The organism is Thioclava sp. PTB-PU3-1 (genome assembly GCF_055666785.1).
In genome coordinates, this window is record NZ_JBVNVL010000002.1 from 835,075 (window position 1) to 847,758 (window position 12,684).

Annotated in this window: 11 protein-coding genes; 6 read left to right on the forward strand and 5 right to left on the reverse strand. The window is 62.3% G+C overall.

Going from position 1 to position 12,684, the window contains the following annotated elements; translation table 11 throughout:
* The first annotated feature begins 88 nt into the window (after positions 1 to 88).
* On the forward strand, positions 89 to 409 hold the full coding sequence (locus ACZ7GB_RS09545; protein WP_472158427.1) for a hypothetical protein: 321 nt from the start codon (positions 89 to 91) through the stop codon (positions 407 to 409).
* Here ACZ7GB_RS09545 and ACZ7GB_RS09550 read toward each other — a convergent pair.
* A complete protein-coding gene (locus tag ACZ7GB_RS09550) occupies positions 406 to 831 on the reverse strand; it encodes a DUF1489 family protein (protein ID WP_078547697.1) in 426 nt (141 codons plus the stop codon). The two genes, ACZ7GB_RS09545 and ACZ7GB_RS09550, sit on opposite strands and share 4 nt — an antisense overlap.
* Before the next feature lie 159 nt (positions 832 to 990).
* Here ACZ7GB_RS09550 and ACZ7GB_RS09555 point away from each other — a divergent pair, with 159 nt between their 5' ends.
* From ACZ7GB_RS09555 to ACZ7GB_RS09565, 3 genes are all read left to right on the forward strand, one after another.
* The gene (locus ACZ7GB_RS09555) at positions 991 to 3,255 is read left to right on the forward strand and encodes an adenosylcobalamin-dependent ribonucleoside-diphosphate reductase (protein ID WP_078542871.1); all 2,265 of its coding nucleotides are present in this window, start codon (positions 991 to 993) and stop codon (positions 3,253 to 3,255) included.
* A gap of 315 nt (positions 3,256 to 3,570) precedes the next feature.
* Complete coding sequence (locus ACZ7GB_RS09560; RefSeq protein WP_472158428.1) at positions 3,571 to 4,662, forward strand: AAA family ATPase; 1,092 nt, start codon at positions 3,571 to 3,573, stop codon at positions 4,660 to 4,662.
* Positions 4,663 to 4,809: 147 nt separating this feature from the next.
* Positions 4,810 to 5,196 carry a DUF2384 domain-containing protein gene (locus ACZ7GB_RS09565; protein ID WP_472158430.1) on the forward strand — a complete coding sequence of 129 codons (387 nt, stop codon included), beginning with the start codon at positions 4,810 to 4,812 and terminating at the stop codon, positions 5,194 to 5,196.
* Between the two features lie 408 nt (positions 5,197 to 5,604).
* Here ACZ7GB_RS09565 and ACZ7GB_RS09570 read toward each other — a convergent pair whose 3' ends face one another.
* A complete protein-coding gene (locus ACZ7GB_RS09570) occupies positions 5,605 to 5,859 on the reverse strand; it encodes a hypothetical protein (RefSeq protein ID WP_472158431.1) in 255 nt (84 codons plus the stop codon).
* A gap of 111 nt (positions 5,860 to 5,970) precedes the next feature.
* Between ACZ7GB_RS09570 and ACZ7GB_RS09575 the strand changes: the two genes are divergently transcribed.
* Positions 5,971 to 7,647 (forward strand): winged helix-turn-helix domain-containing tetratricopeptide repeat protein, encoded by a 1,677-nt coding sequence (locus ACZ7GB_RS09575; protein WP_472158432.1) that lies wholly within the window; start codon positions 5,971 to 5,973, stop codon positions 7,645 to 7,647.
* A gap of 315 nt (positions 7,648 to 7,962) precedes the next feature.
* Here ACZ7GB_RS09575 and ACZ7GB_RS09580 read toward each other — a convergent pair whose 3' ends face one another.
* A complete protein-coding gene (locus ACZ7GB_RS09580; protein WP_472158433.1) occupies positions 7,963 to 10,176 on the reverse strand; it encodes a heavy metal translocating P-type ATPase in 2,214 nt (737 codons plus the stop codon).
* Positions 10,177 to 10,287: 111 nt separating this feature from the next.
* Between ACZ7GB_RS09580 and ACZ7GB_RS09585 the strand changes: the two genes are divergently transcribed.
* Positions 10,288 to 10,716: a MerR family transcriptional regulator gene (locus tag ACZ7GB_RS09585; RefSeq protein ID WP_472158435.1), complete on the forward strand. Its 429-nt coding sequence runs from the start codon at positions 10,288 to 10,290 to the stop codon at positions 10,714 to 10,716.
* Positions 10,717 to 10,736: 20 nt separating this feature from the next.
* On the opposite strand, the gene ACZ7GB_RS09590 is transcribed toward ACZ7GB_RS09585, so the two are convergent.
* Complete coding sequence (locus tag ACZ7GB_RS09590) at positions 10,737 to 11,081, reverse strand: class I SAM-dependent methyltransferase (protein ID WP_472158436.1); 345 nt, start codon at positions 11,079 to 11,081, stop codon at positions 10,737 to 10,739.
* 417 nt (positions 11,082 to 11,498) lie between these two features.
* Entirely contained in the window at positions 11,499 to 12,473 is a 975-nt protein-coding gene (locus ACZ7GB_RS09595; protein ID WP_472158437.1) for a calcium/sodium antiporter, read from the reverse strand.
* Positions 12,474 to 12,684 lie beyond the last annotated feature (211 nt).

Below are 12,684 nucleotides of genomic sequence, written 5' to 3' on the forward strand. Positions count from 1 at the left end.
GCCGGAACCGCGCCGATCATCCTTCCGTTCAGCTTATAGGCGGGGCGTAGCGCCTCGCCGTCTGGTGTTCGAACAAAGGAATTCCACGATGATCGAGTCGATCGAGAGAAGCCCCGAAGGTGTGGTCGGTCTGATCGCATCCGGCACCGTTCTTAAACATGATGTGACCGAGGCGATGCGCCTCGTCGGGTCTGCGGATCGGATGATGGTGGTCGTCGCGCCGCGCTTCGATGGCTACATGGCGGAACTGATCGGCGGGCTGCGTCAAAGCTGCGAAGACGGTCAGGCTGGGCGCTGTGCGCTGGTCGTGCCGGAGGATATGCGCTCCGAGGCGAGCATGCAGGGCGAGGGCGGCGCATTTCGCATCTTCACCGCGCAAGGAGAGGCGGAAAGCTGGCTCGCCTCTTAACGCAGGCCGATCTCGGACAGTGCCACGGCAAGCTCGCGGGGCAGGGCCTCTTCGCGGTCGCGACCTTTGGGCAGGTCGCGGGGCGCATCATCGGGGCTCAGGTAGCGCCAGCCCTGGAACGGGCGGCGCGACAGGGCCTCGGTGCGGACAACCTCGCGGTCGAGCACGATCGCGCAGCGCGCGATCCCGTCCGCGCCCATCACTTCGGACAGTTCCAGAATGCGTTGACGTGCCAGCACCGCGCCCTTGAAGACCCAGTATAGCGACCCGCCGTTCAGGATCTCGTCCGCGCGCTTCGGCCACATGCGCGTCACATGCATGGCCGGGCCTTTGCCATAGCGGCTGGCCTGCCACGCGATCAGGTCCTCGACCTTCTCGGCGCCGACGCACAGTTTGATCAGATTCACCACTTTGTCACCCATGCCCCTTAATTAGGTTTTCGGTCCCGCGACGGCAATGTCCGATTTGCGTCTGGTCATGCGAAGAGGCCTTAGGTATAGTGTCAGCCCGCCCCCGACGCACGATATGCGGAGGGGGCGCTCGATTTTTACCTCACTCGAACTGCTGCCAACGAGGACCTCATGAGCCGTTTTGCCGCCCCGATTGCCGAACAGATCTGGGACATGAAATACCGTCTGAAGGAACAGGACGGGACCCCGATCGACGCGACCGTCGAGGATAGCTGGCGTCGGATCGCGCGCGCCTTGGCCGAGGTCGAGGATAAGCCCGCGAAATGGGAAGAGAAATTCTACGGCGCGCTGGAAGATTTCAAATATCTCCCCGCAGGCCGGATCGCCGCAGGTGCCGGCACCGGCCGCGCGGTGACGCTGTTCAACTGCTTCGTCATGGGCACGATCCCTGACAACATGGGCGGCATCTTCGACATGCTGAAGGAAGCCGCGCTGACGATGCAGCAGGGCGGGGGAATCGGTTACGATTTCTCGACCATCCGTCCGCGTGGCGCCGAAGTGAAGGGCGTCGCTGCCGATGCGTCCGGCCCTCTGAGCTTCATGGACGTCTGGGACGCGATGTGCCGCACAATCATGTCGGCGGGTTCGCGTCGCGGCGCGATGATGGCGACGATGCGCTGCGATCACCCCGATATCGAGAGCTTCATCACCGCCAAGCAGGATTCGGCCCGTCTGCGGATGTTCAACCTGTCCGTGCTGGTGACCGACGCGTTCATGGAGGCCGTGAAGGCCGATGGTCCGTGGGATCTGAAATATGGCGACAAGGTCTATCACACGCTGAACGCCCGCGATCTGTGGAACAAGATCATGCGCGCGACCTATGACTACGCCGAGCCGGGCGTGATCTTCATCGACCGCATCAACAAGATGAACAACCTCAACTATGTCGAGCAGATCGCCGCGACCAACCCCTGCGGCGAGCAGCCCCTGCCGCCCTATGGCGCGTGCCTGCTGGGCTCGATCAATCTCGCGCGGCTCGTGACGAACCCGTTCGAGGCAGATGCGGGTCTGGACCCGGAGCAGCTCGACGAGATGGTGCGCCTTGCCATCCGGATGATGGATAACGTGGTCGACGCCTCGCGCTTCCCGCTGGAGCAACAGCGCGAAGAGGCGCAGAACAAGCGTCGTATCGGGCTGGGCGTGACCGGTCTCGCCGACGCGCTTCTGATGCTTGGTCTGCGCTATGGCTCGGAAGAGGCGGCCGCGCAGACCGAAGCCTGGATGAAGCAGATCGCGCGGGCGAGCTATCTCGCCTCGGTCGATCTGGCCAAGGAGAAGGGTCCGTTCCCGCTCTTCGATGCCGAGAAATACCTCGCCTCGGGCAACATGATGCAGATGGATGACGACGTGCGCGAGGCGATCCGCGAACACGGTATCCGCAACGCGCTGCTGACCTCGATCGCGCCGACCGGGACGATTTCGCTCTATGCGGGCAACGTGTCCTCGGGCATCGAGCCGGTCTTCGCCTATGCCTACAAGCGCAAGGTGCTGCAGCCCGACGGCTCGCGCACCGAGGAAGAAGTGGTTGATTACGCGGTGCAGATGTGGCGCGACAAGTTCGGGGACAAACCGCTGCCCGACTATTTCGTCAACGCCCAGACGCTCGCGCCGATGGATCACGTCCGGATGCAGGCCGCTGCGCAGAAATGGATCGACAGCTCGATCTCCAAGACCATCAACTGCCCCGAGGATATCCCCTTCGAGGCGTTCAAATCGGTCTACATGGAAGCCTGGGACACCGGCTGCAAAGGCTGCACCACCTACCGTCCGAACGACGTGACGGGCTCGGTTCTCAGCGTGTCGGAGAAATCCGAAGACGCGCCGGAAGTCGATGAAGGCGCCGATGTGGTCTACCTGACCGAGCCGCTGGACCGTCCCGCGGCGCTGGAAGGCTCGACCTACAAGATCAAGTGGCCGGGTTCGGAACACGCGATCTACATCACGATCAACGACATCGTCCAAGGCGGTCACCGCCGTCCCTTCGAGGTCTTCATCAACTCGAAGAACATGGAGCATTTCGCCTGGACCGTGGCGCTGACCCGGATGATCTCGGCGGTGTTCCGGCGCGGTGGCGATGTGTCCTTCGTGGTCGAGGAGCTCAAAGCCGTGTTCGATCCGCGCGGCGGGGCCTGGATGCAGGGCAAATACATCCCCTCCATCCTCGCGGCGATCGGCGGCGTGATCGAGCGTCACATGATCTCGATCGGCTTCCTCGAAGGCGAAGGGCTGGGGCTGAAATCCGACCCCGAGGCCGACCGCATGGCCATCGGCGAAGCCCCCCGCGGCAAAGCCTGCCCGTCCTGCGGCTCCTACGCCCTGCGGATGGTCGAAGGCTGCATGACCTGCGCCGATTGCGGCCACTCCAAATGCGGCTGAGCCGGATGAGTTGAAGCCAAATTATTGATCGCCGCATAAAATGTCCATTCCGGTAGGTTTTTGTCCATTCCGGAAAGCATAAAGTGACCACCGAAGCTTCGCCTTCGGTGGTTTTTCTTTTGTTTCAATGCTTTATCTGATCCCCGACAAAGGGGCTTTCTGACCCGTTTTCCAGCGCTCCGTGCGGTTGACGTCGCCTCGGGAAATCGACTTAACCTCCACCCAAACCCGGGTTCCTCATCATCAACTCCTCGCGAACAGCCGTCTCGCGAGGGGCGTCAGCGGCGCGTGCCGCCTGACCAGAAGGAGCCTGCTATGTCCGACCATTTCCCGATCTGCGATCTACGCTTCGATCTCGAGACCTCGCCCGCGAAGATCGAGGCCCAGCTCACCAGATACCTGCGCAAGCTACGATGGGTCGCACTGGGGCACGACCCGGGAGAATTCGACGCGGCGCTTGATGATGACCGCTGGGACGATACCATGCGCGCGTGCCGCCTCAGCTCGCATGATGGCGACAGAATCCGGCGTCGGGCTTCCGCGCTCGCCGATCTGCGTTTGCGCGCGTCTGGAATGGCGCATCTGGGCCGTGAGGCACGTGAGACGCTAGCGGGGCTCAAACACGGCGTGCACATGGAACAGCTCGCGAGCGAACACCGCGCCGACGAGATCGCCGCTGCTTTGCACGAAGAGATGCCCTGGATGGCCCGCGCGACTGAGATCGCCTGGCACGCCTTGCGCGAAAGCGTGCGTGAGGGTGCGCCGGCCGTGCGCCTGCCGCCGCTCCTCCTCGATGGATCTCCTGGTATCGGTAAGAGCCACTGGGCGCGTCGATTGGCCGAGCTCGTTGGTATGCCATCGGAACTGATCGATGCTGCGAACGAGCCGGCGGGCTTCGCGGTGGCGGGCAGTCAGAAAGGCTGGTCGACGGCCCATCCCGGCCGGCCTGTGGAGCTCATCCTGAATAAGCGCGTGGGGAACCCGGTCATCGTGATCGACGAGGTGGACAAGGTCGGCGATGTGCAGTCGAACAAGGGCGTCAGTTTCGCGCTCAGTCATGCACTCTTGCCGCTGCTCGAACCTCTCAGCGCTCGGACCTGGAACTGTCCTTACTACCGGGTGCGGTTCGATATGCGGTGGATCAGCTGGATCCTGACCTCGAACAATCGTCGGGCCGTGCCAGCGCCACTCCTGAGCCGCTGTCGTGTAGTCGAAATCCCGCCGCTCTCTAACGCGCATCTGGCTTATTTCGCGCGCCGAGAAGGCACGGCGCGCGGCCTACCAGCGGATACAGCCGAAGCGCTCGCTGACATACTGCGAGGTGCCGAGCGCGGATGGGATCTGCGCGCGGTGCTCAAGCTGATCGATGGCGTGCTTGCACGTGAAGCCCTGCCGCTGCTGCATTGACGACAATACTTATGCGGCCCTGCGCTGCCGACCTCAGAGGCACGCTGTCAGGTGCGTCGCCGACAATCTGGCGCAACCCGTTTGATCCGAGGTTCGGGTCAACCCGTTCGTGCCGACGTGAAAAAAGCCTGCTTGCGGAGAGAGCGGATGGAGATTGAAGGCAGCAGTTTTTCTCAGGAGGAGATTGACGTGGTTTTGAAGGCCTATTCGCGCCTTACGTGCGCATGGGGGCTTTCTGAAAGCGAAGCCTCTGGTCTCATCGGAATCCCCGAGGCAGTTTGGAGTGGCCTGAAGAGGTCGGACGGTGCCCCATCTCTGACCGAGGATCAACTTCTTCGGCTTTCTGCAGCGCTTGGGATCTACAAGGCACTTGAACTCTATTTCGTCGAGCCGCTCGCGAGCTCCTGGATGACGCGCACCAACACCGGGCCGCTGTTTCTCGGCGCGCGCCCTGTTGATGAGGCAATCAGAGGAGGATTGGAAAAAATCTTGGAGATCCGGAAATATCTCGATGCTTGCCTTGCTGGAGCGTGAGGCGCGGCCTGCACGTTCAGTGGACGGTGCCAGTTCATTTCAGCCAGTGAGCGTATCCGGTTCGAAGGAAACCGGAGCGTTTACATTATGTGGGCAATTTGGGCGGTGTGCGGTCATTCGCTGCGCCATGGATGAATGACCGCAAATGCGCAGGAAGCGGACCTTCGCAACATGAGAGAACCAGACACCCCCGCGACGGAGCGGGACGACATTCAGTTGATTTAGCGAGTTCGAACGTAGCTGCGCAGGCAAAGGACCAAACCAAGCAGGCTCATTCCCCCCAAGGGGCGGGACACACGCAGAACTTCAATCGCTTTTTAGAGACTTTAATCAGCAAACGCTTTGCGTGCTGAAAGGCAAGAACAGCGAGCAAATGGGAACCGGCTCGCCACTCTCGCAGTATGCGGTTCAGCTCTCTGGCTCGTCCTGTTTGTTCGCCACAGGTTCGCGCGCGTTGTCATCGAAGGTCCAGGTCGGCTTCGACGCCTCGGCCAAGATTCCGTGGATCACGGCGTCGAAACGAACGCCATGTTTCTCCAACTCGATGACACGTGCAGAAACGTCGGGAGACAGTTTCGAGAGGTCGTGGGTGTGGGCGCTATCCGCCGACGCCTGAGCTGCGCCGACGACGAAAATGGTGGAAACGAGGGTTGCCTTGTTCATAATGGTCTCCATGGCTTTGGGTTCGTGGATGCGTGTTGAGGCGTCGATCGGGACGCCCAATGACATCGAGCTCGTTCAAGGCCACGAAAGTCACGAAGGCTGGCACGAATTTTGGCGAAGGCAGAAAAAATGCTTTCTATTGGAGCATTTAGTTTCGATGCCGAAAGCGAGGAATTGATCGCTCCAGATGGCACGGACGTGCCTCTTCGCCCACAAACTGCCCGGGTGCTGGGAATTCTTGCGGAGCATAATGGAGAGCTCGTCACTAAAGACACCCTCATGAATGCCGTCTGGGCGGACACTTATGTGACCGATGATAGCCTTGTGCAGTGCGTATCCGAGATTCGACGGGCGCTTGGTCCAGATGAAGCGAAACTGTTGGCCACTGTTCCGCGCCACGGCTACCGGCTCAACGCAGGAAGGAGACCGGAAACATGCCAAGAAGTCACATCAGACCGCGGACCGAAGGTGTATCGCGCGCTACGATCAATGTCGCGCCGCGTTTGGGCAATCTCCGCGACTGTCGCAACGTTGGGAATGGCCTTTGGAATTGCCACTCTGTTGCCGAGCCAAGAAGTCATTCCGCCGGAGCCAGTCACGATCGCGGTCCTTCCCTTCGAAAATCTGAGCGACGATCCTGAGCAGGACTATCTGTCTTCCGGATTGGCAGAGGACTTGTTGACAGATCTTTCGAGGATCGGAGCCGTGAAGGTCTTGTCGCGCAACACGACGTTCGGGCTTCGCAACACGGCGGCGACCATACCGGCCACAATAGAGCGGTTCGGTGCCACTCATCTCGTTGACGGCAGTGTTCGGCGTGAACATGGGATGATCCGGATCAGTGTCCAACTGGTCCAGCTTTCGTCCGGCACCAATGTCTGGGCTCAGCGTTACGATCGAAAGCTTGGGGACCTCTTTGACATTCAGGACGATGTGCGAACACGTATCGTCGAAGCCCTTTCTCTCAAGCTTGCCCCGCAGGAACGGGAACGTTTGCTGAAAGCCGGGACGGACGCCGTGTCGGCATATGATCTACTTTTGCGCGGTCGCTATTACGAAACGTCCTTGGACCGCGCTGGCGTCACCCGAGCGATTACGTTCTACCGTCGCGCTCTCGACGTGGATCCCGGGTTTACCGAAGCCTATTCACGCCTTGCCAACATGTATGATTTCTCCTCCCGCTTTGGATGGGGTGAAGGCTTCGAGGCAGACCGTGCTCTCGCGCTCGAGATGGCAGAGCGAGCGGTCCGCCTCGACCCTCAAAATCCTTTCGCGCACTGGACGCTGGGTCGCGTCCTTTCGCGCCTTGGCAGAACCCAGGACAGTCGGGCACGCGCCATCGGAGAATTGCGGGCAGCCATTGCGATAGACCCGAATTATGCGGATGCCTATGGATTCATTAGCTTGGTTTACGTTGGCGGTGCCGAGCAGGAAAAAGCACGCAAATCAATAGACAAAGCGTTCGCTCTGAATGAGACGCCGCCGTCATGGTATTTTCAAAATCGCGGTATCGTATCCTATTTTGAGGGCGCCTTCGCGAATGCTGTCGAAGATTTGTCGCTCGCGATAGAAATGAACCCGACAGCTGCTTTTGCCCATCTTTGGCTCGCGGCTTCATATGCAATGAAGGGCGACCAAGTCTCCGCAGAGTGGGAGATAGTGGAGGCTCAGGCTCTCGGCGAACCGCTAACAGTGAGCGATGTGCTGGCAGTCAATCGGATCATCCAGCATCCTGCCTACAGAGAAGCATATGCCAGAGGGCTCGCTGAGGCAGGCTTACCCGAGTAGCTATCGACTTCCAATTACCAAGAGAGAAACAGCATTGGCCTCGCTGGCCGAAAGGGCGGGGAGCGGTCGTTCGCTGCAAAGACAAAATAGTGCCTCTATCATTTGGAAGCAGCCATTCAGGGCGCGCTATCCCACAAATCGCCGCAGCGGATTCCTTCAGAGAAAGAGTAGGCACTCCAGCTTCGAGTTGCCTCAAACGTTTTCGGCTGCCCGGTTGAACGACACGGGGTTTATCGATTTTGAGAAACCGTCTCGCGAGTGCCGCGAACGATTTCTCAACCGCCAATCTCCAGCGCTTGAGCAGAGATTTCAGGCCTACTGCGCCTCCGCCTTGAACCGTAGGAGGCGGAGCGCGTTCATCGTGACCAGCACGGTCGCCCCGGTATCGGCCATTACCGCGATCCAGAGCCCGGTGATCCCGAGGAGCGTCGTCACCAGAAACACCCCCTTCAGCCCGAGCGCGATGGCGACGTTCTGACGGATATTGGCCATCGTCGCGCGGGCCAGCCGAATCTGCTCGACGACATCGGTGACGCGGTCGCGCAGCAGCGCGCCGTCGGCGGTCTCGAGCGCGACATGGGTGCCCGAGCCCATCGCGATGCCGAGATGCGCAGTCGCCAGCGCCGGGGCGTCGTTGATGCCGTCGCCCACCATCATCACATGCGCATCGCGGGCCAGATCGCGCACTGCCGTCACCTTGTCCTCGGGCAACAGCCCGGCACGGGCTTCGATGCCCAACCCGTCGGCGATCGCGCGGGCCGTCACCGGATTGTCGCCGGTCAGCATGACCGAGGAAATCCCCATTTGCTTGAGCGCGGAGACCGCCTCTGCCGCATCGGCGCGCGGCTCGTCGCGCAGTGCGATCAGGCCCAGAAGGCGCCCGGGCGTGAAGACGCAGACGACGGTTTTGCCCGCGCTTTCGAGGCGGCGGACCGTGGCGCTGTCGGCGGCGCTGAGAACACCCGCTTCGGTCGCGAGACGCGGCGCCCCGACATTCCAGACCTCGCCGTCGATCTGGGCCCGCGCCCCGCGGCCCGGGATCGCCATGCCTTCGGTCGCCTCCGGCACCGCGATGCCGCCCGCCTGCGCCCGGGCGAGGATCGCCTGCGCCAGCGGGTGGCTACTGCCGGTCTCGACCGCCGCGGCAGTGGCGAGAAGGTCAGCCTCGGTCCCGTTCAGCGGCAGAAGATCGGTGATCTGCGGCTGCCCCTCGGTCAGCGTGCCGGTCTTGTCGAAGGCGACGAGGCTGGTTTTGGCCGCTGTCTCCATCACCGCGCCGCCCTTCATCAGCAGACCGTGGCGCGCCCCGGTCGAGAGACCCGCCGCAACCGCGGCGGGAACCGAGATCACCAGCGCGCAGGGGCACCCGATCAGCAAGAGCGCAAGGCCGCGATAGATCCACGTTTCCCACGGCGCGCCGAAGACCAGCGGCGGCACGATCGCGGCCAGAAGCGCCACACCCACCACCGCCGGCATGTAGACGCGGCTGAACCGGTCGATGAACCGCTCCACCGGCGCGCGGGCGCTCTCGGCCTCCTCGACGAGATGTAGGATGCGCGAGATCGTGTTGTCTTCGGCGGTTTTCTCGACGCGGATGCGCAGCTCGCCCTCGGTGTTGATCGCACCCGCGAAGACTGCGTCGCCGGGCTCTTTCAGGACTAGCACGCTCTCGCCCGTCACCGGGCTTTCATCGACGCCGGAACTGCCGGAGACGATGGTGCCATCGGCGGGGATGCGGTCGCCCGGGCGGGCCTGCACGATCTGGCCGATGGCGAGGCTGTCGGCGGGAACCTCGCGAATGCGGTCGCCGACAACCAGCCGCGCGGTCTTCGGCACCAGATCGGCCAGCGCCCGGATCGAACCGCGGGCGCGCGACGCCGCAAGCCCTTCGAGCATCTCGCCCACCGCGAACAGGAAGACCACGAGCGCCGCTTCCTCCGCCGCACCGACGAAGAGCGCGCCGATCGCGGCGATGCTCATCAGCATTTCGATTGTGAAGGGCATCCGCGCCCGTGCCATCAGGGCGGCGCGCTTGGTCACAGGGGCAATTGCGATCACGGTCGTGAGCACGAAGGCCCAATGCGCGACCGGCCCGCCGATCAACAGCTCGACCATCCATGCCGCAGCCAGCAGAAGCCCGGTCGCGATCAGGTAACGGCCCTTCGGGGTCGCATACCATGACGGATCGGTAGGCCGCGTGTCCATGCTTTGGGCCGGGGTGTCCGGCTCGTCCGCGCTGTTCTCTGATCCGGGGAAAGCGCCGTCAGGCAGGATGAAGCCGCCCTTGGGCTTTTCCGGCGCAGCCCCCTTGGCCGAGACGCCGTAGCCGAGGCGGCGGATCGCTTTCTCCACGCTCTCGCGCGAGGTAGTGGCCGTGTCGAGCCGCAACCGCAGCCGCTCGTTCATCAGCGTGACCTCGACAGCGTCTACACCGGGCAGAGCCTCGACCGCGCCGCGCACCTTCGCAGCGCAGGCGCCACAATCCATGCCGGTCACGCGCCATTCCTGAAGGTCTTTCGCCTCGGTCATCCGATACCATCCTCTCACTCTCGATTTCTCGACAGTGGGAAAGATAGGAGCTACAGCCACTATAGGTTCAAGGGGGAAATTCGACCTCACGTAGCCGTGAAATGGAGCAAAATGCACACGATAGGAACATTGGCGCGCCGCACCGGCACCAAGGTGCAGACGATCCGCTATTACGAGCAGATCGGCCTGATGCCCGAGCCCGGCCGGACCGACGGCGGTCAGCGGCGCTACGATGATGCCGATCTCGACCGGCTCGCCTTCATCCGACACTCGCGCCAGCTCGGCTTCCCGCTCGAGGCGATCCGCGAATTGCTGGACCTGTCAGATCACCCTGCGCGCGATTGCGGGGCCGCGGATTCGATCGCGCGGCGGCAATTGCGCGAGGTCGAGACCCGGATCGCGCGGCTCGAAGCGCTCAAGCGCGAACTGGAACGGATGATCGGCGAATGTCGCGGCGGAACCGCTTCGGATTGCCGGGTGCTGGAGGTGCTGCGCGACCACTCGGAATGCCTCGCCGACGATCACGACGCGATAGGCTGACCCCGTAGCATAGGGACCGATCAGCGGAGCTTCCGGAACAGGCTGAACTGGAAAGACTGCAGGTTGCCTGAGGGTGTCGCGTGTTTCTGGGAGCGTTTCGCCACCAGCTCAAAATCGGGGCCCAGCGCATCGCCGAGGGCCTCCGGACTGTAGCGACGGACGGGAAGGCCGCTGCAAGTCTCCGGTCCGTCAGGCGCGAAGGTCGCGATGATCGCGTGACCGCCAACGCGCAGGGCACGAGACAGGCGCGTCACATAGGCAGCCCGCTCCGATGGGTCGACCAGAAAGTGGAACACGGCGCGATCATGCCAGAGATCATAGACCCGCTGGGGCGACCAGCGCGTGATATCGGCGACGAGATCCACTCCACATCCGCGCCGCGCGGCCCAAGCCGGGCACGCTGGGCGTCGAGGGCCGTCTGGGAGAGGTCGAGAACGGAAATGTCGCGCAGGCCACGCGCGATCAAGCCGTCAACGACCCGCGAAGTGCCAGCGCCCACGTCGATCACCCGAGTATCCGGCGTCAAACCGGCGTGTTCGGCAAGTTCGAGCGAGATCTCCGGAGCGTCCTGATGCCAGCTGAGGTCACTGTCACTCTTGCTGCCGTAGATCCGATCCCAGTGATCCTTTCGCGCTTCGTTCATCCAAGTCCCCTATTCGCTGGCAATAATAGCATTGCTATCAAGGCGCCTGGTATTCGTGCCCCATATGCTTTTTCAGATTTTGACGCCGCCCCGCCCAGGGTTCGACATTTCAAAGTTTTCACCTTTGGCCCCAACGTTCTCAAGGCCAAAGCTTCCAAAGATAGATACCGTAGCCCGCGATTAGCGCCAGCCCCTCCCATCGGGTGATCCGTAGCCCGGTGGTCGCGAAGACCACCAGAAGGAGTGAGACAAGAACCATCAGCGGGGCGTCGAATCGCGCGATTTCCTCGGGCACGCGCGACGGGGCGATCAGCGCTGTCGTCCCACCGATGCCGAGAATATTGTAGATGTTTGATCCGACTACATTTCCGAAAGCCACCTCGCCCTGACGCTTCAGCGCCGCCACGATCGAGGTGATCAGCTCGGGCATCGAGGTGCCAATCGCCACGATGGTCAGACCGATGACCGTTTCCGAGACGCCAAAAGCCCGAGCGAGTGATACGGCGCCACCAACCAGCAATGAGCCACCGAAAACCACGAGTCCCAATCCGGCGAACGCGAGCAACAGCGGCATGAGAATACCGTGAGGCGCATGCGGTGGCGCGAGGCCGGGATCCGCGTCAGCAAGGGCCACCGTCTTGTCGTAGATCGCGCCGCGGTCAGCGTGCTGGCGTTCCTGATGGATCACGAAGCCCAAATAGCCGACTAGCGCTGCGATCAATCCAACTCCGGCGATCCGCCCCATCGGAGCGAACGGCGCGACCCCAGCGAAGACGACGGCGACGACCAGCATCACCATCGCATCTCGTCGCAGGGCGACGCGCGCCACAACGAGGGGCGCAATAACGGCAGAAACGCCAGCGATCAGAAGGATATTCGCGATGTTTGAGCCCACGACGTTGCCGAAGGCGACGCCTGGCGATCCACTCAGACCGGCCTGGACCGATGTCACCAGTTCCGGTGTCGAGGTGCCGAACCCCACCAGTGTCAATCCGATCACAAGCGGTGAGATACCGATCCGCTCAGCGGTCTGGACCGCCCCGCGGACCAAAAGCTCGCCTCCGACCACCAGCGCGACCAGCCCCGCCAGAATGGGCCCCCAAATCTCGAACATCTCAGTCCATCCCTATGCGGTCATCGCCGCTTACCGCACACCAAATGGCGGTGGCGCGCGCGGGTATCAAGAGAGTTGCGCGAGGTGTGTCGCGGTGTAGAGCAGCGCTCCGGCATGCGTATCAACGGCAGCAACTGGCCGTCCATGAACGGCGCCCCGGTAGCAGACACTAAGCGGAGGTTGCTTCCATCATGAGATCCCATGCGAAGTC

Bases quoted from the DNA above. Each gene is read 5' to 3' on its own strand.
- ACZ7GB_RS09545 (WP_472158427.1), top strand. From the start codon at position 89: ATGATCGAGTCGATCGAGAGAAGCCCCGAAGGTGTGGTCGGTCTGATC.
- ACZ7GB_RS09550 (WP_078547697.1), bottom strand. From the start codon at position 831: ATGGGTGACAAAGTGGTGAATCTGATCAAACTGTGCGTCGGCGCCGAG.
- ACZ7GB_RS09555 (WP_078542871.1), top strand. From the start codon at position 991: ATGAGCCGTTTTGCCGCCCCGATTGCCGAACAGATCTGGGACATGAAA.
- ACZ7GB_RS09560 (WP_472158428.1), top strand. From the start codon at position 3,571: ATGTCCGACCATTTCCCGATCTGCGATCTACGCTTCGATCTCGAGACC.
- ACZ7GB_RS09565 (WP_472158430.1), top strand. From the start codon at position 4,810: ATGGAGATTGAAGGCAGCAGTTTTTCTCAGGAGGAGATTGACGTGGTT.
- ACZ7GB_RS09570 (WP_472158431.1), bottom strand. From the start codon at position 5,859: ATGAACAAGGCAACCCTCGTTTCCACCATTTTCGTCGTCGGCGCAGCT.
- ACZ7GB_RS09580 (WP_472158433.1), bottom strand. From the start codon at position 10,176: ATGACCGAGGCGAAAGACCTTCAGGAATGGCGCGTGACCGGCATGGAT.
- ACZ7GB_RS09585 (WP_472158435.1), top strand. From the start codon at position 10,288: ATGCACACGATAGGAACATTGGCGCGCCGCACCGGCACCAAGGTGCAG.
- ACZ7GB_RS09595 (WP_472158437.1), bottom strand. From the start codon at position 12,473: ATGTTCGAGATTTGGGGGCCCATTCTGGCGGGGCTGGTCGCGCTGGTG.